Below are 23,262 nucleotides of genomic sequence, written 5' to 3'. Positions count from 1 at the left end.
GCTGTCGTCTGTTATCTGTTATCTGAAAGCTGTCACCTGTTATCTGTCACCTGCCGACTCGATCGGCCGCCCGGCTGCGGTTCTCGTACGCGAGGGCGCCTCGTCGGCTGTGGCCTCGCCTGCCGGGGGCTCTGGGGGCGAGGCCAGCCCCCAGTCCTCCCGTCCGCCCGGCGCCCGGAGCAGGTAGGCGCGGGCCGGCGGCAGGTTGCGCCACACCGTGCGCTCGCCCAGCCCGTACGCCGCCTTGAACCGCCGCAGCAGTCGCACCACTGCCCGGTGGCGGGCGCTCTGCCGGGGCCCCGAGGACAGGGTGCGAGCCGTCGTCGTGCCGAGGTAGCCGAAGTACGTCAGCTCGCCCCCGGGCAGCAGCAGCCGCAGGTAGAGGTCGAGGAGGTGGCGCACCTGGGCCGGCTCGAAGTTGGTGAACGGGAGGCCCGACACGATCACGTCGTACCGGTCGTCCGTCTCGCCGGCCCCGCCCGCTCGGCCCGTCTGGTTCGTCTCGCTGGTCTCGCTGGTCTCGTCCTGGGGCAGCTCCTCCACCCGGCAGGCCGACAGCCGCAGGGCGACGCCCGGGCGTCGTGCGGCCAGCACCGGGTCCTCCCGCAGCCGGTCGGCGAAGCGCGGGTTCGCCTCGACGACGTGCAACCGGTCGCCCGGGAGGAGTACTTGGGCCAGCCGGCGGGTCACCACGCCTGTCCCGGCGCCGACTTCCAGCACCGAGATCGGCCGATTCGGGCGGCTGGTGACCGGAACCACCAGGGCGTTCACCAGGTCCTCGCCGCTCGGTGCCAGCGCGCCGGTCTCGTGGAAGGTGCGCAGGGCCTCGGTGAGGAACAGCAGGTGGTCCCCGGCGGAACGTGAACTACGCTGCGGGCCAATGGAGTCGAGGTGGGGGCGGGGGCGGAGCTTTTCGGTGGTCATGCCGTCGACGCTAGGTAGCCTGGCCGCACCCCGAATCGGCCGACGAGCGACGCGTACCCCCGACGAAAGTCGAGGGCACGGGTACCTGGGAGAAGGGGGCACCCGCCCGCCGCCCGCCCGTAGCATCGAATCGAGCCGGACGGACGGAGGAACGGGCGACGGACGGACGGAGAGAGCGCGGAGGGAGCCCGATGCGAGAGGACGGGAGCGGCCCGATGCGCACAGGCCTGCTGGGCTGGTACGGCCCGGACCGCCGGCTGTGGAGCGACACCCTGCTGCTGCTCGGCATCCTCGCGCTCACCGCCGAGGAGGGCCTCTCCCAGTGGATCCACGCCGACGAGCCGTTGAGGATGCCCCGGACCGTCGTGGCCGCCGTCGCCCCGCTCTCCCTGCTGTTCGCCCGCCGCTACCCGATGGCCTCCGCCGTCCTGCCGGTGCTCACCGGCGGCCTGTTCAACCGCGCCTTTCCCGGACTGTTCAGCGTCTACTACCTCGCCTCCCTCGGCCGGACCGGCCCGGCGGTGGCCGGCGGCGCCCTCATCGCAGTGGTGAGCGCGACCCGAGCCGACTCGCTGGTCGGCTGGGCGGGCACCACCGGATCCCAACTCCTCGTCCAGGCGGCGACCTTGTCCGTCGGCCTGTGGTTGCACGGCCGCCGGGTGCTGATCCGCACCCTGCACGAGCAGGTGGACGTGCTGCGCCGGGAGCGCGAACTGCGCGCCGAACGGGCCCGGGCCGCCGAACGGGCCCGGATCGCCCGGGAGATGCACGACGTGCTCGCCCACCGTCTCAGCCTGCTGGTGCTGCACGCCGGGGTGCTGCGCGACCAGGCCCTCGCCGGCACCGTCGCCGCCGACCCGGACCGGCTCACCCACCGCCTCGAACTGCTGCGCACCACCGCCGCACACTCGCTCGACGACCTGCGCGACGTCCTCGGCGCCCTGCGGGCCGACCCGCCGACAGCACCGGCCGCCGAGGAGGTGCCGGCCGTACCGCCCCGGGCGGAGCGCGTCCCGGCGCCCGCGCTGCGCGATCTCACCGAACTCGTCGGCGAGGCCACTTCGGCCGGGCAGCAGGTCGAACTGGCCCTCGCCGGCGATCCGGAGACCGTCCCCACCACCCACCGGCTGGCCGTGCACCGTCTGGTCCAGGAGGCGCTGACCAACGCCCGCAAGTACGCGCACGCCGCGCCCGTCACCGTCCGGGTCCGTTACGGCGCCCCGGCCACCACCGTCGAGGTCCGCAACGGCCCAGGGGAGGCGTCGCCGAACGGGCCGGGCACCAGCGGCGGGTACGGTCTGGTGGGGCTCACCGAACGGGTCGACGCGCTCGGCGGCCACCTCGACGCGGGACCGGACGGCGGTGGCGGCTTCCGGCTCGCGGCCCGCCTGCCCGCACCGGAGCGCCCGCCGCAGACCGTGCCAGAACCCGTGCCAGAACCCGCGCCAAAACCCGTGCCTGGGCCCGTCCCAAGGCCGGGCCCAGGCACGGGACGCGACCCCGGATCCGGGCCTTCCCCGACCCCTGCTCCCTCCCCGACCCCGAAGCCGAAGGACGACGCATGATCCGCACGATGGTGGTCGACGACGACGCGCTGGTGCGGCTCGGTCTCGTCGACCTGCTCGCCCAGGACCCGGCCCTCACCGTGGTAGCCGAGGCCACCGACGGACTGCAGGCCGTCGAACTCGCCCGCAGCCAGCGGATCGACGTGGCGCTCATGGACATCCGGATGCCCCGGCTCGACGGCATCGCCGCCACCAGGCGCCTGCGCGAACTGCCCGACGCCCCGCGCGTGATCGCGCTCACCACCTTCGACCTCGACGAGTACGTGTACCAGGCGCTCGCCGCCGGGGCCGACGGCTTCCTGCTCAAGGACACCCCGCCCGCCGAGATCGCGCGGGCCGTCCACGTCGTCGCCGCCGGCCAGGGGATGCTGCACCCGGCGGCCGCGCGGCGCCTGATCGACCGCTACCACCGCACCGGTGCGCCCCGGTCGGTCGCCGCCCGCAATCGGGTCGCCGGGCTGACGCCGCGCGAGACGGACGTGCTGCGCGAACTCGCCGACGGGCTCTCCAACGCGGAGATCGCGGGCGTCCTCGGGATGCGCGAGAGCACCGTGAAGGCGCACGTCAGCCGGATCCTGACCGGGCTGGGCGTCGGCAACCGGGTCCAGGCCGCGTTGCTCGCGCGCGATGCCGGGCTGGTCGAGGACGGCGCCTGAGTCGGAGCCTGCCAGCGGTGCCCTGAGTCGGTGCCCTGCAGTTGGTGCCGGGCGGTGCGGGGCAGTGCAGGGCGGTGCCGTCGTGGCTCGTGTGGTCGCTGGTCCTGCCGATGCCCGACGCCCGGTGGTGCGCACGGTGGCGGGTGGGGCGTCATGTCGTCCGGTGTTCACGCGAGTGTTCCCGGGGCGTCGGACCGGGCTCCCCCTGAGCCGGTCGCGTGCTCCCGGTTCGTACCGCGCGCTGAGCCGTTGTCACCCATCCGGCGTGGAAATCCCGCGCCTTGGCGGTTTGCGCTGCCGAACCCGGGCGGCGGGTCCATGGTGGAGATGGGCGCGATCCGGCGACCGCGCCCGCGCGCCGATCCAGGCCCGCGCGCCGCGCGCCCGCCGCTGTTCTCCGACGGGTGTCCGAGGTTGAGGGCCCGGTCCCGGCACGCTGGGAGCAGGGCCACCTCGCAGGAAGCCGAACGGTTCTTCTAGGCTCACATCTCGGCTTCCCTGCGGCGGTCCGGCCCGTTGCGCCCGCCGTCAGGAAGCCGCCGTCCACGGGGCCCCGGGCGGACCGGGGCCACCGGATCGAGCGAGGAGGACGTAATGCCAAGCACGCCGCCCAGCCGTTCCACCGCACTTGGGCCAGACGGTCCGTTCCGAAGGGCCGGGCACCATCCCGGTCGATCGGCGCGGTCCAGCCGGGCCTGGCAGCCGGGTTGGGGTGGTCGGCCGGTCCGGCCGCTGAATACCGGCAGCGGCCGCGGAGGCGAACGTTGAGTCCCCAGATCGTCGGGTCGCCCGCCGCGCCGAGTGCCGCCGCCGCCCCCGACGGTGACTCCGCCCCCGCGCCCGCCCCTGCCTCGGACCGCGCCCCCGTCGACCTCCCGGCCGCTGCTGACGGTGAGGCCCTCACCGCTACCGCTACCACCAGCGCTACCACCACCGCTCATGCCACGGCCACGGCCACGGCCACGGCCACCGTCACAGCCTCGGCCACCGCTGCCGCGACCGCCGCGCTCCCCGGCCTGCCGCAGGCCCTCAGTACTCGCGCCCGTACGCTGGCCGGGGCCGTCCGGCGCCGGTGCACGGACCTGGCCCGGATCGAGTCACCCAGCGGAGACGTACCCAGACTCGACGCTCTCGCCGAGGAGTTGAGCGCCGGGTTCAGTGCCACCGGTGCCACCGCGCGACGCGAGCCCGGGCCGGCCGGCGACCACCTCGTCCTGGATTGGGAGGGGCAGGACGAGACCCTGCCGCACCTGTTGATCGTCGGCCACCACGACACCGTCTGGCCGGTCGGCACCCTCGCCGACTGGCCGGTCACCGAGCAGGACGGTCTGCTCAGCGGCCCCGGCGTCGTCGACATGAAGGGCGGACTCGCCATCCTGGAAGGCGCGTTCGCCCTGCTCGCCGACCTCGGGCAGCGGCCGCACCGCGCCGTCCGGCTGGTCGTCGTCTCCGACGAGGAGGTCGGCAGTCCGGACGGACGGCGCCTGGTCGAGCGCCAGTTGCGCGGCGCGGCCGCGGTCCTGGGGCTCGAACCTCCGCACCCCGACGGCCGGTTGAAGACGGCCCGGCGCGGCAGCACCCGGGTCCGGCTCACCGTCACCGGGCGTGAGGCCCACGCGGGCAACGACGCCCACGACGGGGTGTCGGCGGTCGACGAACTCGTCGACCAGCTCGTCGTCGTCCGCGGCCTCGCGGGACAGCCGGGGACGGAGCTCAACGCCGGTCGGATCAGCGGGGGTTCGCGGGCCAACGTGGTCGCGGGCCGGGCCGAGGCCGAGCTCGGCCTGCGGTTCTCCACCGCCGAGGCACAGCGCCGTACGCTCGACAACCTGGCTCGGCTCACCGCGCTTCGTCCGGGGGCCAGGGTCCGGACCGAGGTGCTGTCCAGCCGTCCGGCGTGGCCCGAGCGCACCGGCAACCCGCTGCTGCGGCACGTTCGTTCACTCGCGGCGGTGCTCGGGCAGCAGCTGGACGGCGGACCGGCGGGCGGTGCGGGGGACACCAACCTGCCGGGCTCGCGCGGGCTGCCGACGCTGGACGGCTTCGGCGCGGTCGGTGCCGGTGCGCATGCCCGGCACGAGCACATCCGGCTCGACCAGCTGGCACCCCGGATCGCCCTGCTGGCCGCGCTCCTCGCCGTACCGCTGCCGAGGCTGCGCGACCGCACGGAGGGTTGAGCGGGCCGCCGACGGCCGGGGGCTATCGGCGAGCAGAGAGCAGAGAGTAGAAAACAGAGAACAGAAGACGGGTGACAAGTAACAGCTAACAGATAACAGCTAACAGATAATGAAATCTGTTAGCTGTTATCTGTTTGTCGCCCGCCCGCCGCCTGCGCCCACTGCTCACCGCCCGAAACCCCACCCCTCGCCCGCATCCCTTGCCATCCCTCCGTCTCGCCGCGCAGAATGGTACCGACCGAACGGTCAGTCGGTTGGCGCCGTGGGCGCCGGCGCGGGACACGAGAGGTGATCGTGGTGACAGCAGAGGTGGCCGAGGCGGTCCCCGCGCAGGCGCAGGAGGACCGGTTCGAGGCGGTCGTCGCCGCCGAGCAGCGGATCGAGCCCAGGGACTGGATGCCCGACGCCTACCGGGCCACGTTGATCCGCCAGATCGCCCAGCACGCCCACTCCGAGATCATCGGCATGCAGCCCGAGGGGAACTGGCTCACCCGCGCCCCCTCGCTGCGCCGCAAGGCGATCCTGCTCGCCAAGGCCCAGGACGAGGCCGGCCACGGCCTCTACCTCTACGCCGCCGCCGAGACCCTGGGTGTCGACCGCGCAGAGCTCACCGAGAAGCTGATCTCCGGCCGGCAGAAGTACTCCTCGATCTTCAACTACCCGACCCTCACCTTCGCCGACGTCGGCGTGATCGGCTGGCTGGTCGACGGCGCCGCGATCTGCAACCAGGTCCCGCTCTGCCGCTGCAGCTACGGCCCGTACGCCCGCGCGATGGTGCGGATCTGCAAGGAGGAGTCGTTCCACCAGCGTCAGGGTTATGAGCTGCTGATGACACTGATGCGTGGTACCGAGGCGCAGCGCCGGATGGTCCAGGACGCGGTGGACCGCTGGTGGTGGCCGTCTCTGATGATGTTCGGGCCCCCGGACGCCGACTCGCCGAACACCGCCCGCTCGATGGCCTGGCGGATCAAGCGGCACACCAACGACGAGCTGCGTCAGCGCTTCGTCGACATGACCGTCCCGCAGGCCGAGCACCTGGGCGTCACGCTCCCGGACCCCGAGCTGCGCTGGAACGAGGAACGCGGCGGCTGGGACTTCGGCGAGCCGGACTGGTCCGAGCTGACCAGGGTCATCCACGGCCAGGGCCCGTGCAACACCCAGCGGGTCGAACGCCGCCGGACGGCGCACGAGGACGGTGCCTGGGTCCGTGAGGCGGCCGTCGCCTACGCGGCCAAGCGCCGCGCCGAACAGTCCGCCGAACCCGTGCTGCCCGAACCCGCGCTGCCCGGAGCCGGACAGTCCGCCGAACCCGGGCAGCCCGGGCGTACGGGCGAGCCCACGGAACAGGAGAACGGAAAGTGACCGAGTCCAAGGCCGGCTGGCCGCTGTACGAGGTGTTCGTGCGCCCCCGACGCGGGCTGAACCACGTCCATGTCGGTTCGCTGCACGCGGCCGACGACCGGATGGCCCTGCTCGCCGCCCGCGACCTCTACACCCGCCGCAACGAGGGCGTCAGCCTCTGGGTGGTCCGCTCGGACGCGATCACCGCCTCCACCCCGGACGAGCGTGACCCGTTCTTCGAGCCCAGCGGGGACAAGGTCTACCGCCACCCGACCTTCTACGACATCCCCGAGGATGTCCCGCACATCTGACGGGGGAACCGCCATGCAGGACCACAGCACGCAGGCCGGCGCCGGCGCCGACCCCGACGACCACGTCTACCTCGGCCTCGCCGAAGCCGCGCCCGGCCCCGAGGGCGAGGGCCGCTGGGCGTACGGGACGGGCTTCGCCGACCCGCTGCTCGGCGTGGACACCGCCGTGCCCGCCGGGGTGGACGGCGCAGACCTCGCCGCCTACTGCCTGATGCTCGGCGACGACGCCCTGATCCTCTCCCAGCGCCTGATCGAGTGGTGCACCCGGGCGCCCGAGCTGGAGGAGGAGGTCGCGCTCGCCAACCTGGGCCTCGATCTGCTCGGCCAGGCCCGCCTGCTGCTCACCCGGGCCGGCCAGTCGGACGGCTCCGGCCGCACCGAGGACGACCTGGCGTACTGGCGGGAGGACCACGAGTTCCGCAACGTCCGGTTGGTCGAGGTCCCGAACGGCGACTTCGCCCACTCGGTCACCCGGCTGTTGCTGTTCGCCACCGCGCGCTGCGCGCTGTACGAGGCGTTGAGCGCGCACCCGGACCCGGTGCTGGCGGCGGTCGCCGCCCGGGGCGTCAAGGAGCTGGCGTACCACCGCGAGTACGCCACCGCCTGGACGCTTCGGCTCGGTGACGGCACGCCGTACTCCTCGGCGCGGATGCAGGCCGGGCTGGACGCGCTCTGGCCGCTGCTGGAGGAACTGTTCACGGCCCACCCGGTGGAGCTGCGGACGGGCGCCGATCCGGCGGCGCTGCGCGAGCCGGTGCTGCGCTCGCTCGGCGCCGTGCTCGCCGAGGCCGGGCTGACCGTACCGGACGGGCAGCCGCTGGCCACCGTGCTCGGCCGGGCCGGCCGGGACGGCGTGCACACCGAGGCGCTCGGCCCGCTGCTCGCCGAATTCCAGGTGCTGGCCCGCGCGCACCCGGGGGCGACGTGGTGAGCGCGGCGGTGACGGAGCGCGGGACGGCCTGGGAGGTCGCGGCGGCCGTGCCGGACCCGGAGCTGCCCATGCTGACCCTGGCCGACCTGGGCGTGCTGGCCGAGGTGGAGGTGGACGACGGCGCGGTGACCGCCTGGCTGACCCCGACCTACTCGGGCTGCCCCGCCGTGGCCGAGATGGCCGCCGACGTGGACCGCCGGCTGCGCGTGGCCGGGTACCGGGACGTCCGGGTCCGGCTGCGGTTGGATCCGCCGTGGTCGACCGATCTGATCACGGCCGAGGGCCGCCGCAAACTCGCCGAGGCGGGCATCGCCCCGCCGCGGCCGGCCTCCGCCGCCGGCGTGGCCGGCGCGGTCCCGCTCGCGCTCGGTCCCACCCGCACCACCGCCCCCGCCGCCGCTCTGGCCGGCACTGCCGCAGCCGCAGCCGCAGCCGCAGCCGCTCCCGTGCCCTGCCCGCGCTGCGGCGGCGTGGACACGGAGGAGCTGTCCCGCTTCGGTTCCACCGCCTGCAAGGCGCTCTGGCGCTGCCGCGCCTGCCGGGAGCCGTTCGAACGCGTCAAGGAGATCTGAATGCCCGCCGCTTCGCACGCCGCCTCCCAGGCCGACGCCGCCGCGCACGCTGACGCCGACGCCCCCGCTGAGGCCGCGGTCTCCACGGTGCGCCCCGCCCGCCGCCCGACCTTCCACCGGCTGCGGATCGAGCGGGTCGAGCGGCTCTGCGACGACGCCGTGGCGGTGACCTTCGCGGTGCCGGACGGGCTCGCGGTGGACTTCGCCTTCCGGCCGGGGCAGACCCTGACGCTGCGCAAGGTGGTGGACGGCGTCGACGAGCGCCGCTCGTACTCGATCTGCGCCCCCGTCGGCGGGCCGCTGCGGATCGCCGTCCGGGAGGTGCCCGGCGGGCTGTTCTCCCGGTGGCTGGTGCGGGACGCGGGGCCGGGCGAGGAGGTGGACGTGCTGACGCCGTCGGGCCTGTTCACCCCCGACCTCGGCGTTCCGGCCGAGCACGTGCTGCTCGCGGCCGGTTCCGGCATCACCCCGATGCTGTCGATCGCCGCGTCCGTCCTGGCCGCCGACCGCAGCTCCACCGTCACCCTGCTGTACGGCAACCGGCGCAGCGACACCGTGATGTTCGCGGACGAGCTGGCCGACCTGAAGGACCGCTACCTCGGCCGCTTCCAGCTGGTCCACGTCCTGTCCCGGGAGACCCGTGACGCGGAACTGCTCAGCGGGCGGCTGGACCCGGAGCGGGTGCGGGCGCTGCTGGCGGCGCTGGTGGATGCCGGGAGCGTCGGGCACTGGTGGCTGTGCGGCCCGTTCGGGATGGTCGTCGGGGCGAAGGAGTTGCTCGCCGGGCTGGGCGTGCCGGGCGAGCGCGTGCACCAGGAACTGTTCCACGCCGAGGACGAGCCGGTGTCCGAGCGCCCGGAGGACCGGGACGGCGCGGCGGGAGCGGCCGACGGCCCGCACAGCGAGGTCACCGTCGTCCTGGACGGGCGCGGCAGCACGCTCTCCCTGCCGTGCGACCGCTCGATCCTGGACGGCGCCCAGCGCTCCCGCCCCGACCTGCCGTTCGCCTGCAAGGGCGGGGTCTGCGGCACCTGCCGCGCGCTGGTCACCGAGGGCGAGGTCGAGATGCGCCGCAACTTCGCGCTGGAGGAGAAGGAGCTGGCTGCCGGCTACGTCCTCACCTGCCAGGCCCGCCCGCTCACCGACCGGGTGACGGTCGACTACGACCGCTGAGCGGCCGGCCGCCGCACCCTTCCCCTCCTGCTTCCCCTCCTGACTGCTTCAGACCACGGCCGGGGCGGGCAGCCTGGCCGGATCGCCGAGCAGGTGGACGAGGTCGCTGACGGCGGCGCGACCGGCCCGGTTGGCGCCGATGGTGCTGGCGGACGGGCCGTAGCCGACCAGGTGGACGCGAGGGTCGGCGGTGGCGCGGGTGCCGGTGAGCGCGATGCCGCCGCCGGGGGAGCGCAGCCCGAGCGGGGCCAGGTGGCCGACCTCCGGGCGGAAGCCGGTGGCCCACACGATCGCGTCCACCGTCAGCTCCTCCTCCCCCCAGGCGACGCCGTGCTCGGTGAGCCGGTCGAACATCGGGCGGCGGTGCAGCGCGCCCAGCTCCTCGGCACGCCGGTAGGCGACCGACGGGCCGAGCCCGGTGACGCTCACCACGCTGCGCACCGGCAGGCCCTGCCGGACCCGTTCCTCGACCTTGGCGACCACCGCGCGTCCGTACTCGGGGGTGAACGGACCCTCGTGGTAGACGGGAGGGGTCCGGGTGACCCAGACCGTCTCGCCGACCGCCGCCACCTCGGACAGCACCTGGATCGCCGAAGCGCCCCCGCCCACGACCAGGACGCGCCGGTCGGCGAACTCCCCGGGGCCGCGGTAGTCGGCGTAGTGCAGTTGGCGACCGGCGAAGTGGCCCGGGTAGTGGGGCAGGAAGGGGCGGGTCCAGGTGCCGGTCGCGTTGATCAGCGCGCGGGTGGACCAGGTGCCGTGGTCGGTCTCGACCAGCAGCCGGGAGTCCGGGCGGTCCGACTCGGCGCGCACCGCGCGAACCGCGACGGGGCGTACGACCGGGAGCGCGTGCCGGGCCTCGTACGCCGCGAAGTACCCCGGCACGACCTCGCGCGCCGGGGCCTCGGGGTCGGGCGCGGGGAGTTCGGCGTCCGGGAGGTCATGGAAACCGTGCACGGTGGCCATCCGCAGGGACGGTGAGCGGTGCGCCCAGGCGCCGCCCGGCGCGGGGTTGGCGTCGAGCACGACGAAGCCGCCGTCGGCGTCCGCCCGGTAGGGGGCGAAGCCGCGGCGGCTGAGGTGGTAGGCGGCGGACAGTCCGGCCTGTCCGGCGCCCACCACCAGGACGTCCACCGTGAGGACGTCCACCACCTCGATGTCCACTACCAGGGCGTCCGCGTGCCGCTGCCTGCCATTGGTTGCACCGTAAACAGTCACGCCGGTGAAACATCGGGGGTGCGGCGGGTGTTCCCGCGTCTGCGGGTGCTTGCGGTCCCGGGGTGCTTGCCGTCCCGCCGCGTGGCGCCCCGCGCGGGCGCCGGGTCAGGCGGCCGGGGAGATCACCGCGGCCGTGCCGTAGGCACAGACCTCGGTGCCGACGTCCGCCGCCTCCGTCACGTCGAAGCGCATCATCAGCACCGCGTTTCCGCCGCGCGCCTTGGTCTGCTCGATCAGCCGCTGCATCGCCTCGTTGCGGCTCTCGACCAGGGTCTTCGTCAGGCCCCGCAGCTCGCCGCCGATCAGCGACTTCAGTCCGGCGCCGATCTGGCTGCCGATGTGGCGGCTGCGCACGGTCAGCCCGAAGACCTCGCCGATCACATGATCGACCCGGAAGCCGGGGATGTCGTTGGTGGTTACGACCAGGACGTCGGCGTTCGGGCCCTGCCCGCCGCCGTACTCGTTGATGTCAGCCATGGGCCCATCCTGCCCTGTCGTACGTCCGAGTGATCGAGGCGGGGCCGGGCGATGGCCGAGAAGGGGTCCAGAAGCTGGTTCAGACCGGTGATCGGGCGGCCGAAAGGCCGTACCGTAGCCCCATGGGCGAGCGAAGCGATCATCCACAGGGGCCGGGCGCGGCGGAGGACTCCGGCGCGCAGGAGATCGAGGCGACGGTGGTGCTGGGCCTGCGGATCACCGACTGGCCGGCGCTGCGCGCCGCCGCGATCAGGGCCGTCGAGGAGCTGGTGTTCGAGGGCATCGACCCGGCCGGCCAGCGCCGTGAGCTGCTGCGCGAGGTCTCCGAGGACGCCAACGCGGCGCTCGGCGCACTGCTGCACCCGGACCGGCTGGTGGCCGCGATCCCCGGGGTCGAGGCGATCGGCGGCACGCTGGAGATCAGCGTCACCGAGGACTTCGCGCCGGACTTCGCCGAGCTGTTCCCGCTGGAGGGCGACGAGGACGAGGACGGCGGCGCCGGCGCGGACTGGACCCTCACCCCGCGCACCGCCTGCCTCCTGCACGCCCAGCTGATCGGCCTGGCCGACGCCGCCTACGACGACTTCGACGAGCACGGTGACGACCCGGTCGTCGACGGCGAGGACGCCGACTGGTCGCTCTACGCCCGCCTGCCCCAGCGCACCTGGCGGCTGCACCGGAACTGGCGCCGCGCCATGGCCCGGGCCCTCGACGACCTGGCCGACGACCTCGCGCTCGGTGAATGGCCGCTGCCGCGCTGTCTGGCCGAGGACATCGGGCTGCGGATGGCCCTGGTGGACGCCCGGGCCCTGCTCGGCGCGCAGCCCGAGTCGGTGGCCGACATGATGGGCGACCTGCCGGCCGACCTGTACGACTACGACTGGGACGGCTGCCACGACGAACTGTTCGGCGTCTACGGACCGGACGACGGTGACCCGGAGCTGGGCGCCGAGCAGCGCACCGAGGTGCTGCTGGCGGCCACGCACCCGGAGGGCTGGTTCCTGACGTACGAGGACGCGGAGGCGCGGGACCCGCAGCGCGGCTACCGGCGCTGACCGGCCGCCGGGCTGGTCCGGTCCGGTTTTCGGGCCGGGTTGGGGTGGTTCGAAAGGCTTTTCGGGCGCCGCGACGGGTGGGCGACTAGGCTGCGGGCATGTCCGATACGTCTGATGTGCGTGCGGGTCCGGCAGGCGGGGACGACCAGGTGTTCACCCGGATCGCGCTCGGACTGGACGGCGTCCAGGCCGCCCAGCACGGGCGGACGGCCGAGGCACGGGCCAGCTTCGAGGCGCTCTGGGCGGCGCTCGGCGAGCGGGGCGACGTCTTCCACCGCTGCGTCCTCGCCCACTACCTGGCCGACCTGCAGGACGATCCGCAGGACGAGCTGGAGTGGGACCGGCGGGCGCTGGCCGCCGCCGACTCGCTGACCGCCGAGCGCGCCCAGACCTACGAGTCCGCCCTCCAGGTGCGCGCGTTCTACCCCTCACTGCACCTCAACCTGGCCTCGGACCACCTCAAGCTCGGCGAGCCCGACCTCGCGCGCGAGCAGCTGGAACGCGCCGTGCGCAGCCTGGACGCGCTCCCCGAGGACGCCTACAGCGCGAGCATCCGGTCGGCCGTCGACGAACTGCGGCAGCGGCTGCGTTGAGCGGTGGTGTGCGGTGGTGTGCGGGGGCGGGGGCGGGGGTTGGCAGGGGCAGGGGCGTACGGGCCCCCGGCACCGCGTGATCACCGGGGTGGCGGGGCTGGCATGCTGGACGGGTGACTTCTCCGTTCGACACCCCTGCTCCCGCTCCCGCTTCCGACGACTCCCCGGCCCCGGCGGACCGTGACGCGCGGCCGCAGTACGTGCTGCCGCTGCTCGTCCGGCTGGAGAAGGCCACGCCGCCCGGGCGGACCGACGCGCTGGAGACCTCGGCCCGGGCGGTGCTCACCCTGCTGTCCGACTCGCGGGTGACCGACGCGGACGGCGAGTGGGCGGAGCGGGTCGAGGCCTGGGAGGACGCCCGGATCCGCAAGGTGGTCCGGCGGGCCCGGGGCGGGGAGTGGCGCCGGGCGGGCGAACTGCCGGGGATCACGGTGAGCGGACGGGAGGCCGAGGTGCGGGTGTTCCCGCCGGTGCCGTTGGACGGTTGGCCGAAGGACCTCGCCAAGCTCCAGGTCTCCGGGACGGACCTGGAGGAGACCGCCGAGGTCGGCGCCCCTGAGCCCGGGTTGCCGGTGCTGTGGCTCAACCCGGAGCTGGAGATGAGCGCGGGCAAGACGATGGCGCAGACCGGCCACGCCGCCCAGCTGGCCTGGTGGCGGCTGGACGAGGCGCAGCGCAAGGAGTGGGCCGAGGCCGGATTCGCGCTCGCGGTGCGGACGGCCCCGGCGGAGACGTGGGAGGCGCTGGTCGCCAGCGGTCTGCCGCTGGTCCGCGACGCGGGCTTCACCGAGATCGCCCCCGGGGTAACTGTTGCACTCGAAGGCGGCGAGCGCTACTGCCCCACCCCGCGCCTACGGCGCCCGTGAACGCACCACGCTGACCCCAACACGGCAGCGTAGCGGGTGAGGTGCGCACGCGTTCCCGGCAGTCGCGTGCCTCCGGCGGGTCCTCTCGGAGGGGGCGGGGGAAGATGACGCTCCTTCTACTGGGCAAGACGGGTAGGTGCCCCGGCGTGCAGGCGCGGTTTTTGACGTCGTTCCGGCGCCGGTCGTCCTCATGGCCTCCCCCCCAGGTGCGGACCGCTTTACTGTTGATTTCCTTCACGGGGTAGTCGCGGGTTCGTGCCACGGCGCGGGCGTCTGAAGACCTTTGCCTCGACGGTGTACTGGTGCTTCACGTGGTGGCGGTAGATGTACCCAGGAAGGACAGTCAAGCTCACCCGGCACGCCCGCCGCCGCTGGCTGACCCTGTCCCGCACCTGGCCCCGGCGCGACGCCTTCACCACCTGCTCGTACGGCCTCGGTAAACTGGCCACTCCAACCTGACCCACCGCCACTATCCCGACGGAGGCCAGGAAGGAGGACAACCACCAACTCTCGGTGCCGTGGAACCCGAGCGCAACCGCAGCGACACGCGAAAGCCCCGCCTCAGGCCGTGAGGGACAAAAAGGGTGAACCGGCCAGGTAGTGGGCGACTCGCGAACTCTGACGAATCGAGGTCGATGGATCAGGTGTCGTACTCGCCGTTCCACGGGGCGTGGAAGGCGAGGCCTTGGGGTTCCAGTTCGTACCACTCTTCACCGTCGCGCAGCGCTGTCTCATCGAGAAGTCCCCAGGTGTGGCCCTCGTTCTCGATGCTGAAGGGACGGATGTGGATGTCTTCGTACCTGAGCCCCTCCAGGCCGGCCAGCGTCGACTTGAGGAGGGCCTTGGCCTGCTCTAGGTCTGCAGCGGGCTTGAGCGCTGATCGAGTGTGGTTCCCGTCAGCGTCGAAGAGATGTAGAAGGACCACTTCATCGGTGCTGGTTGGGGACGAAACGATGTCTGCGAAGAACAGTCCTTCACGGTATGTGCCGATAGTGGCGGTACGGTATGTCGGCTCGTGGGCGACTTTGACGAGACGTGTCTCGTGGGGCGATTTGGAGAAGGTCTGTGAATCCTCCCCGTCTTCGTCCGAACCTCCCTGATTGTCGGATGGGTCGAGCTTCACCCATGAGATCGCTTGTCGGGCACGAAGCCATTCTGTTCCTCCCGAGATCCACCCCCAGAGCAGTTCTTCGGTCCGCTTTCGAGGCTGGTGGTCGGCTGCCTGGAAATACCGATCATGGGATCCTTCACGGTATTCCACTTGCCAGCTTTCCGGGTCATGCATGAGGACTTGGATAAAGACCCCAGAATTGGCCTCCGCTGGGTCGGATTCCCAGGAGATCACCATAAATTCGTTGTCGGGTGCGCTCATCGAGTTCAGAGCGGAGATGAGGTCCCGCTGGTCAGGATTTACGAGAACGTCGCCGTTCTCCAGCTCGACAACCAAATGGTTGATGGTCACGGATGATACCCGCGCATTCTGTTGGATCGGGAGCGGTAGCAGGAGCCGAGGGTGTGCATGCTATCGGGTGGCAGGAGGGCGGCAGCCAACTGGTCGGCTGTCGCCCTCCCTCAATGATGACGAGTGGTTTCCTGGCGGCGTACTACTGCCTCATGGCGATGTGCCGCCAGACTTGCTAGAACAGAGCGTGCCAGAGCTTCCTTCCACCGCTGACGATGGAGGATCCGATTTTGCTGCCGGCGACGGCTCCCACGGCGCCGCCGACCAGGCCGCCAACTACGGTTCCGGCCCCAGGGCAGATCATGGTGCCGATTGCGGCTCCGGTCTCGGCGCCGTAGACGCCGCCTGCCAAGGCCCCGATATTGCGGCCAGCCACGTCGAGTTTCTGATCCTTGGGGGCGTCGTAGACCTCCTTTGCACCCCAGAGGACAGCACCGACCATACACAGTCGACCGAGTGATTCGATTTTAATCGAACCTGCGTCCCGGGCGACGGCCGCGGCCGTGTCTCCACTGGCTGCTGCGCTGGCGTTCGCCGCGGATTGGGCTGCGGCCTGCCGCGCATCGAGTGCTCTCGCGGCAGCGGCTGCAATTCGCTTCTTTGCGGCTCTGGCAATGTTGGTGTCGTCCGCTGGACCCGGTGTCAGGCGATGAAAAGCATCCTCCATTCGCTGCATCGCCTTCCGCTTTCCGGTGGAGAGAATTGTCATGCTCTCTGCGCCGAGCTTCTTTAGCTTGGGCTTCGTGTAGCGAGTTTTAGGGGAATTGGTGATTCCAGTCTTTACCAGATTGCCGGCCTTGTCGCGCAACTGGTACAGGTAATTCTTGCGGGTACTGTTGTGGGAGTTGCCGTGCTTTCCATCCGACGGTGGCGTGGGCTTGCGGTTGGGATCCTTGACGAACCTGCCGCCTGGACCCTTCAACTTGTGGCGAGGAAGCATGCCCGTCGGGTCGGAGCTGTTGACCGGGTCGTTGGTGCTGTAGGAGTACCCGTTCCACTGTTGTGGATCGGAAGGATCCAGCAGAGGGTCGGGATTGAGAAAGCGTCCGGTCGCGGGCTGGTACTCGCGTGCGCCTAGGTTGGTCAGTCCGGTGGTCGGATCTTTGACACCGTTGACGAATCCGTGGTCGCCGGCCCAGTTTCCGGGCTGTATGCCCCGGGGATTTCCGAAGGGATCGACCGGGCGGCGCGTCTCATTCAGGGTGACGGCGTCCAGGGACAGTGTGTTGGTGCCGTGCGGGTCGGCCAGTTGGTAGGTGAGGTTGCCGCCTTGGCGTACCAGGGTGATCCCGTTCGGGATCTGGTAGTAGCGGGTTCCGGAAAGGGTCTTGGTGATGCCGTTGAAGGTGAGTTCGTCGGTTCCGAGTGTGAGGGTAGTCGCCAGCGGGTTGTGCCGGACCAGTTGCTGGCCGTCGGTGTCGTAGAGGTAGGTCGTCGTGCCAGCTCCCGCCTGGGTCAGGGAGCTGAGCTTGCCTTCTTCGTCCCATGTCAGGCTCGCGCCACCGGCAGCGTTGATGGCGCCGCTGGTGCTGGTTGACCAGAGCGTCTTCTGCCGGTCTGCGGTGTAGACCGTGAGGTTGCCGTCATCTTGGAGCACGGCGACATTGTTGGCTCCGCTGGTACCGCTGGCCCACAGGACAGTGTTGTCCGGGCGCGCGACCGCCAGGCTTCCGTCGGCTCCCATGGTGGCCTTGGCACCAGGGTTGCCATTGGTGCCGCTGGTCCAGACGGTCACACCGGTACGGAGCGAGCTGAGCACCAGGTTGCCATCGGCCTGCATGGTTAGCTGTGCGCTGTTGGAAGCGACACTCTGGCCGGGCGTCAGGGTGAAGCCAACCTGCAGGGTGTAGTCGCCGGCCGGATTCGTGATCTTGGTGGTGTTTCCGGCCGCGTCATACTCGTTGCCCCCCGCGGAGTTGGCCACGCCGCCGATGGTGGTCTGGCTGCCTTGGAGAGTGTGAGGCCCGCCGGCGCCAGCGTTGGCCTGTCCCGGAGGGCCAAACTTTTGTGCTGTGGTTGCGTCGGCGTTTGGGTTGCCGGACGTGTCGTGCTTGGTGAGGTTCGTTCGGTTGCCGGTCAGGTCATACGCGTAGGTTTGCCAGTAGGGAGCCGGTCCTCCCACCGTGCTCTTGGCGGGACCCGTGACTCCGCTGGTCGGCGAGGCGTTGGCGCAGTTGCCCTGGCCTCCGACGGTCGAGCCGCCTCGCTGGGTGAGCGCACCGTTGTCGGACCAGGCTTCCGTGATCCGGCCGAGGTAGTCGTAGGTGAAGCACTGGAGGTCGGTCGAGGAGGGCGAGTTGTCCGGGACGTCGCGGATGGCTGTGATCTGGCCGGAGGTGTTGTAGGCGTACGTGGTCTGCTGGACTGCTCCGTTCTTGACGGTTTGCTTGTCGACGAGGCGTTGCAGGGTGTGGCCGGTGGACTCGTCGTAGGTGGTTGTCGAGACGATCTGGGTGCCCCATGGATTGACCGTGGAGCGGATCGAGCGGCCGTACGCGTCGTAGTCCGACGACAGGTCGTACACAGCGCCCGTGGTCGCAGATGCGATCTTGTTGAGGGGCCCGTTGACGTCGTATGTGTAGTTGATGGTCTCGGCAGGAATGTCACCGATCGCGGACCGGTTGTCTCGGAGCAGCTCGCCGGTGATCGGGTCGTACGCGGCTTGGTAGGTGTAGGTGAAGGGGGTGCTCTGGCCGATCTCGCTGCCGGGGACGGTCAGGGCCGACTTGGTGGGGTGGTAGTCGGTGTCATAGGTGAGCACCGAGCTGCTGTAGGCGTTGCCGCCGGAGTACCGGGTGGTGGTGCCGACCTGTCCGAGTGCGACCGTGTCCCAGGTCTGAGCCGTGAGTTGTTTCGACGGGTCGGTCGTGCCGGTTCCCTTGAACGAGCCGGTCTTGCGGTCGAGCAGGTCGTAGCTGAGGCTGAGGCTCTGGCCGCGTGCGTCGGTGGTTCCGACCAGTCGGTCGGCCATGTCGTACGTCTTCGTGCTCGTGCCGGTGTCCGGGTCGGCGACACTGACCTCCCGGCCACGGAGGTCGTAGCTGTATGTCCAGGTGTTCCCGGCGGCGTCCTTGCGTGTGGCCGGATCGCCGTCGGGAGTATAGGTATACGTCGTGACGTCGGCGTCGCCCCGGCTGCCGGTCGCCGCACTGCCCTTGTACTGCCACAGTTCGACTGTCCGGCCACGGGCGTCGTGCACGGTGGTGGTCGGGGTGCTGCCCTGCGGCGGCGTGACGTCCGTTCTGTCCACCCCGGGGTACGCCGTGGTCGTCGTGCTCTGCACCACACCAAATGCGACGAACTCGGTGGTGATCGGTCGACCCTGACCGTCGTAGACCGTGTGGGTCTGGTGCGGGACCTGGCTGGTCGCGGTGGTGTAGATGGTCGTGCCGGGCGGGGCGTCGTTGTTGTACCAGGACTCGTTCGCCTGCCGGACACGACCCTGGGAGTCATAGACCGTGTCGCTGATCAGTCGGCCGCTGTACGCGGAACTGCCAGGCGTGTCCTGCTGCTGTACCTTGCGGCCCAGGCCGTCCATGATCTCGACCGAGAGCTTGTAGTTCTCGTTGGCCAACAGGTCGGAGACGCTGATCGTCGGCGGCTGCACCTGCCCGTTCACCGTGCCGGGAAGGGCGTAGGCAAAGGTCTTGTTCGCCTTTTGGCCGGTTGTCCGGCCGGGCAGCCAGACGGCGGCCAGCCGGCCGAGTGCGTCGTAGGCCTGAGCCGTCACCCGGTTGTTCGGGTCGGTGACGGTCAGGGGGAGGGCGCGAGCCGGGGCGTAGGTGGTCGTCGTGACTCGTCCGACGCCAGCGTCAGGCGCTCCTGCTGGACTGGGGGTCTTCACCGTTTCACTCGTTGGAAGCTCACCCTGGCTCGTGCTCGAGTAGGTGGTGGTGGTGATCGCGCCTCCGGGGTTCGCGCTGTCGGTGACGTTCGGGTCGGTGCTCGCCGTCACCCGTCCATAGCTGTCGTAGGCGATGGTCTTGGTTGTGGTGAACACGGGTGCGCCGGAGGCGTCGTAGTTCTCCAGGACCTGGTTTGCGGTGATGTCCTGCTTGACGGAGGCCTGGCCGTAGCCGAGGCCGTCGTAGAGGTTCCTGGTCCAGCTCGCTGTGTTGGCCGCCGTCGGCGCGGCTGTGCAAGCGTTGGCTCCGCTGACGGTGAGAACCTCCGCCTCCATGTCGAAGACCTGAGGGTCAGGGCCGTCTGCGTAGCCGGTGCGGGTGCAGAGGTCGGGAAGGCCGTCGGCGCTGTCCAGCACGGTGAGTACCCGGTTGCCGTGAGCGGTGTCTCGGGTCGTCATCTTTGTGCTGGTCTGCCATGTCCCATCGGCCTTGAGAGCCGTGGAGTTGGCGGTCTCCGTCGTGCTGTTGAAGCGCGCCACCAGGTCGGGCAGTGTGCCGCGGTGGTGGGTGGCGGTGGTGACAGGCCCGCTGGAGGTGGAGAAGGTCGCCTCCTGGATCGTGCCGCTCGCCCGATCATAGGTATCGGTCTCGTACACGTCGCCGGACAGCCAGTCGGAGTCCGTCACCTTGCCGCCCTTGGGGCCGGTGATACTCGCACTGCGGCTGCCGCTCGACGTGCGGTCTCCGTCCATGCCCTGGTAGTAGGTGGTGGTCGTCTGAGACTTCGGGCCGTCGGTCCCGTCGCCCTCGACCACAGTGACAGTCTGGTACCCGCGGAACTGGTCCCAAGTGCGGTCCATGTCGCTGACGAAGGGCGAATCGTTGCGGTGCCAGGCCGCGTCACCGTAACCGTAGGTGATCTGGTGCGCCGTCGAGTTCGGGGTGTTCGGGCTGACCGTGACCGACTTGACGGGGTACCGCAGGAACCAGTCATCGACCGGAGCGGAGCCGGGCGTCTCGTTGGAGGGGTGCCACTTCACGTTGAAGCAGGACATGGTGTTGCTGTCGGCTGCGGCCGGCATCACTTTGTTGTCTCGCGAGCAAAGCGGCGTCCCGTAGTCCACGCCGATGGTGCCGCCGGTCTCCGTGGTGATCAGCTGGATCCGAGGGCGGTTGAAGGCCGGCCGGGCCGGGATCAGGTTGGTTCCGTCCACCCGGTTCGCGAGCAGTTGGCTCGTGAACGAGACAGGTGGGAGATCGATGGGAGTCCCGGAGGCCCCGGTGTCCTGGCCGGTGCGCCGTACCGAGTTGAGCCAAGGTATCTGGGTGTTCTCGGTGGCGTTGTTGACCTGAACGAAGGTGTGGTCGAGGTTGTACGTGTCCACCGTCTGCCATTGGCCGCTGACCCTGACCTGGGTGGCGATCGAGGACAGCCACTTGGTGGACCAGAAGGTCGGGCCGTAGTTGGCGCAGGTGCCCGCGGCGGCACAGGTCTTGTCCACGGGAACGTCCGGCCAGTTGGTGGCGTTCGCGACGTTGCGCTGCGCGGGGTCGCAGACCGCGGCGGAGGTGACGCACCGCTCACCCGAGGTGAACACCACCTTTGCCGCGCTCTGATACGTTCCGTTCGCGTTCAACTGGTCGGAGAGCAGCTGCCCGTAGGCGATCGACGAGAGAACGCCCCCACGCGTGTACGCGCCGAGCGTGCCCGTGCCGTTGTTCTGGCCGCCGCCGATGAGGTAGTAGTTCGTCTCTGGCGCATAGCTGTAGCCGGTCAGGTTCCCATGGGAGTCCACGACGTAGTCCAGGTTCCACCGCCATGCGCTCTGGCACCAGGAGGCTTGTCCGGTGGAACCCGCGTAGCACGGGTCGCTCGAGTTGGGAGAGAGGACCGGGAGCGTCCAGGCGGATCCGCTCTCGGGCCCTAGAGTGGTGGGCTTGCCGTCTGCGCCGGGAAGGTGGTTGAGGCCGAAGTAGAAGACCGTTCCGTCGTGGTCTGTCACCTTCAGATACGTTCCGTTGAGCGTGCCGTTGGTGGCGCCGGTCAGGAACTGGATCCTTGTGCCATCGTCGTCCTTGAGCCTCCAGGTGCAGTCGGACTGCTCCATGGCCGGCGGAGCGGCCGTGTTGCACGACGCGTCGTCCTGGACCAGCTCGCCGGAGTGGCTGCCCAACGACATGGTCAGGTTTGCCCCTGCCCAGCAGTCGTCGCCGGAGCCGGCGATGCCTGCCTCACCGCACGAACGGTACGCGCGCTCCACGAAGCCGGGACTGTAGTCCCAGCCGTCACCGACCCAGGACGCCTGGGCGTTCGTGGACGAGGTCTTGCCGTCCACGGATGAGGAGTCGTACTGGAGGGCGACGACGGGTGTGTTGCCGCCCAGAGCCCGGGGCACGGTGACCGGGTACTCGTACTTGAACGAGCCCGAAGCGCCGCCTTCCGTCCAGCCTTGCGACGGATTGAGGCTGCTGGCCGAATACGTGCCGGCGCCGCTCGAGGACCCGCTGACTGCGGCCAGGACAACGTTGGTCGGTGCGGCCTCGGATTTGGCGAAGGAGCTCATGCGAGCCGCACGGACGCTTGTGGAGGCGGGCAACGAGACATCCGCGGTCAGCTGCTTGGAGGACGCGTCGTAGTGGGCTTCCACTGGGGTCCGGGTGAGACAGCCTGCCACCTCGGGGGTAGTCAGCGAGCACGCCGGAAGGCTTACCAGCTGCGTCCGGGAGGCGTAGTCACCACCGAACGTCGACCCGAGGTCGGCCAGGTCCAGGCTGATGCGGACCGGGAGATCGCTGGGAGTGTCCTGCGGAGCCAGAGAGACTACCGCACCGGAGACGCCGGCCTTGGCTGCGGTGGGTGTATCAGCGAGCCGGACCTGAACCGTGTCGCTGGCGAGGCTTCCGCCGTTGTCGATTGTGGGTCTGGGTGACGCTGCGGCGGAGAGCTTGATGGGAAGACCGACGGCCTGGACGGGCGTTCCCGCCGTTCCGCGGTCCAGTTGAACGGTGGCCTGCCCGTGCGGAACGTGCTTGGCCGCTTGTGGCTTCCAGGTCTCCGGCACCGGATGGGCAGGTTTGGCTGCAGTGACCGGTGCTGCGTCAGCTCCGTGGACAGGCTGCGTCTTGGGAAGCGCGGTTCCGGGGGGTGCCCAGATGCGCGAGTAGTCCGCCCGGCCAGCTGCCGCAACTGGCGCGGTGGAGAACGCCGAGGCGGCGAGTGTCAGTGTGGCGGCGAACGCTATTGAGCGCCCCACTCGCCGGCGGCGGCCTGAGCCGCTAGGTGGGGTTCTGTCAAATATCAACTGTTAGTCCCGAATGACCGAATCAAAAGTGACCTGCCATCAGGTAGGCGGCAGGCAAACGGGGACTTTACAGATTCCTCATGCAGTCTCGTGAAGCTATATCGCCGTAGGTGATGGGATCGTGATGGATCTCACGGCCCCATATGCGCTCGATCCATGTGGACGATTCATCAGTTTTCTGACTTCCTGGCGGAAATTGCCCTTGTCCTCAGTGTCCCCCGTCGAACAGCATGCCCGTCTGCAGTGCACCGACGGGCCAAGCACTCCATGCGAAAGGGAGAAATCTCGTGTCATCACCGCGCCAATTCAGGCGACGAACACTTTCCAGAACCTTGGCAGCCGGATCGGCCCTAGCCTTGGGCGCAGCTCTTTCCGCACCGCTCGCGCAGGCACAGACGTGGTCGACCGCCTTCCTCACCTCGGACGAAGTGGCCGCCGTCAATGCGGCCAAGGCCGTCGGCCATCCCCAGACCGAGGTGGACAGCGCCTTGGCCAGTGCGAAGAGCGCCGGCACAGACGTTTCCGTTCCTTCGCTGAGTACCGAATACTCCGAGACGGTCGCAACACCGGCCGGTCATCTGCGCGAGACCCGGCACGCGACCCAACAGCGGACCAGGTTGAACGGCGCGTGGGTCACTCTGGACGCCACACTTGTGGCTGGACCAGACCACACCTTGGTGCCTAAGGTCACTGCGGGTGGCGGCGCCCCCCCCCCCCCCCGCCCCCGCCCCCCCCCCCCCCCGCCCCCCCCCCCCCCCCCGCAAGAAAATCGGGGTGGTGTAAAAAAAACACAC

The 23,262-nt window shown here is 70.5% G+C and carries 17 protein-coding genes; 12 read left to right on the top strand and 5 right to left on the bottom strand.

The features are described 5' to 3' along the window. Positions 1-39 precede the first annotated feature (39 nt). A complete protein-coding gene (locus tag ACFV6D_RS23675; protein ID WP_380561037.1) occupies positions 40-924 on the bottom strand; it encodes a class I SAM-dependent methyltransferase in 885 nt (294 codons plus the stop codon). 215 nt (positions 925-1,139) lie between these two features. Here ACFV6D_RS23675 and ACFV6D_RS23670 point away from each other — a divergent pair, with 215 nt between their 5' ends. The 8 genes from ACFV6D_RS23670 (at position 1,140) to paaE (ending at position 9,650) form a co-directional block, all read left to right on the top strand. Further along, positions 1,140-2,489: a sensor histidine kinase gene (locus tag ACFV6D_RS23670; protein WP_380561036.1), complete on the top strand. Its 1,350-nt coding sequence runs from the start codon at positions 1,140-1,142 to the stop codon at positions 2,487-2,489. Beyond that, positions 2,486-3,145 (top strand): response regulator, encoded by a 660-nt coding sequence (locus ACFV6D_RS23665; RefSeq protein ID WP_380337123.1) that lies wholly within the window; start codon positions 2,486-2,488, stop codon positions 3,143-3,145. Before ACFV6D_RS23670 ends, ACFV6D_RS23665 begins: the two co-directional genes overlap by 4 nt. A gap of 764 nt (positions 3,146-3,909) precedes the next feature. Beyond that, on the top strand, positions 3,910-5,322 hold the full coding sequence (locus ACFV6D_RS23660) for a M20/M25/M40 family metallo-hydrolase (protein ID WP_380424578.1): 1,413 nt from the start codon (positions 3,910-3,912) through the stop codon (positions 5,320-5,322). Between the two features lie 228 nt (positions 5,323-5,550). Further along, positions 5,551-6,684 (top strand): 1,2-phenylacetyl-CoA epoxidase subunit PaaA, encoded by a 1,134-nt coding sequence (paaA, locus tag ACFV6D_RS23655; RefSeq protein WP_380373088.1) that lies wholly within the window; start codon positions 5,551-5,553, stop codon positions 6,682-6,684. Next, positions 6,681-6,974: a 1,2-phenylacetyl-CoA epoxidase subunit PaaB gene (paaB, locus tag ACFV6D_RS23650; RefSeq protein ID WP_030056311.1), complete on the top strand. Its 294-nt coding sequence runs from the start codon at positions 6,681-6,683 to the stop codon at positions 6,972-6,974. The genes paaA and paaB overlap by 4 nt, the downstream gene beginning before the upstream one ends. A gap of 13 nt (positions 6,975-6,987) precedes the next feature. Continuing rightward, positions 6,988-7,905, top strand: a complete 918-nt coding sequence (paaC, locus tag ACFV6D_RS23645) for a 1,2-phenylacetyl-CoA epoxidase subunit PaaC (protein ID WP_380490391.1) — start codon at positions 6,988-6,990, stop codon at positions 7,903-7,905. 8 nt (positions 7,906-7,913) lie between these two features. Then, complete coding sequence (gene paaD, locus ACFV6D_RS23640) at positions 7,914-8,477, top strand: 1,2-phenylacetyl-CoA epoxidase subunit PaaD (RefSeq protein ID WP_380561035.1); 564 nt, start codon at positions 7,914-7,916, stop codon at positions 8,475-8,477. After that, on the top strand, positions 8,478-9,650 hold the full coding sequence (gene paaE, locus ACFV6D_RS23635; protein ID WP_380561034.1) for a 1,2-phenylacetyl-CoA epoxidase subunit PaaE: 1,173 nt from the start codon (positions 8,478-8,480) through the stop codon (positions 9,648-9,650). A 48-nt stretch (positions 9,651-9,698) separates the two neighbouring features. Here paaE and ACFV6D_RS23630 read toward each other — a convergent pair whose 3' ends face one another. Both ACFV6D_RS23630 and ACFV6D_RS23625 read right to left on the bottom strand, forming a co-directional pair. Then, positions 9,699-10,802 carry an NAD(P)-binding domain-containing protein gene (locus ACFV6D_RS23630; protein ID WP_380561055.1) on the bottom strand — a complete coding sequence of 368 codons (1,104 nt, stop codon included), beginning with the start codon at positions 10,800-10,802 and terminating at the stop codon, positions 9,699-9,701. A gap of 171 nt (positions 10,803-10,973) precedes the next feature. Continuing rightward, the gene (locus ACFV6D_RS23625) at positions 10,974-11,345 is read right to left on the bottom strand and encodes a YbjQ family protein (protein ID WP_063349920.1); all 372 of its coding nucleotides are present in this window, start codon (positions 11,343-11,345) and stop codon (positions 10,974-10,976) included. 122 nt (positions 11,346-11,467) lie between these two features. Between ACFV6D_RS23625 and ACFV6D_RS23620 the strand changes: the two genes are divergently transcribed. The 4 genes from ACFV6D_RS23620 to ACFV6D_RS23605 all read left to right on the top strand — a co-directional run bounded on the left by ACFV6D_RS23620 (position 11,468) and on the right by ACFV6D_RS23605 (position 14,318). Next, complete coding sequence (locus ACFV6D_RS23620) at positions 11,468-12,400, top strand: hypothetical protein (protein WP_063349921.1); 933 nt, start codon at positions 11,468-11,470, stop codon at positions 12,398-12,400. Between the two features lie 98 nt (positions 12,401-12,498). Then, the gene (locus ACFV6D_RS23615; protein WP_208869117.1) at positions 12,499-12,993 is read left to right on the top strand and encodes a hypothetical protein; all 495 of its coding nucleotides are present in this window, start codon (positions 12,499-12,501) and stop codon (positions 12,991-12,993) included. A gap of 113 nt (positions 12,994-13,106) precedes the next feature. Beyond that, positions 13,107-13,859 (top strand): peptidyl-tRNA hydrolase, encoded by a 753-nt coding sequence (locus ACFV6D_RS23610; protein ID WP_380561033.1) that lies wholly within the window; start codon positions 13,107-13,109, stop codon positions 13,857-13,859. 324 nt (positions 13,860-14,183) lie between these two features. Further along, positions 14,184-14,318 carry a hypothetical protein gene (locus ACFV6D_RS23605; RefSeq protein ID WP_380561032.1) on the top strand — a complete coding sequence of 45 codons (135 nt, stop codon included), beginning with the start codon at positions 14,184-14,186 and terminating at the stop codon, positions 14,316-14,318. Between the two features lie 181 nt (positions 14,319-14,499). Here ACFV6D_RS23605 and ACFV6D_RS23600 read toward each other — a convergent pair whose 3' ends face one another. Both ACFV6D_RS23600 and ACFV6D_RS23595 read right to left on the bottom strand, forming a co-directional pair. Continuing rightward, positions 14,500-15,321 carry a hypothetical protein gene (locus ACFV6D_RS23600; RefSeq protein ID WP_380561031.1) on the bottom strand — a complete coding sequence of 274 codons (822 nt, stop codon included), beginning with the start codon at positions 15,319-15,321 and terminating at the stop codon, positions 14,500-14,502. Between the two features lie 175 nt (positions 15,322-15,496). Beyond that, positions 15,497-22,228, bottom strand: a complete 6,732-nt coding sequence (locus ACFV6D_RS23595) for an RHS repeat-associated core domain-containing protein (protein ID WP_380561030.1) — start codon at positions 22,226-22,228, stop codon at positions 15,497-15,499. Positions 22,229-23,262 lie beyond the last annotated feature (1,034 nt).

The sequence above is a fragment of the Kitasatospora sp. NPDC059812 genome (genome assembly GCF_042732075.1).
GTDB lineage: Bacteria > Actinomycetota > Actinomycetes > Streptomycetales > Streptomycetaceae > Kitasatospora.
Note: the sequence above shows the minus strand (reverse complement) of the source record. Positions and strands in the feature narration are given on the sequence as shown.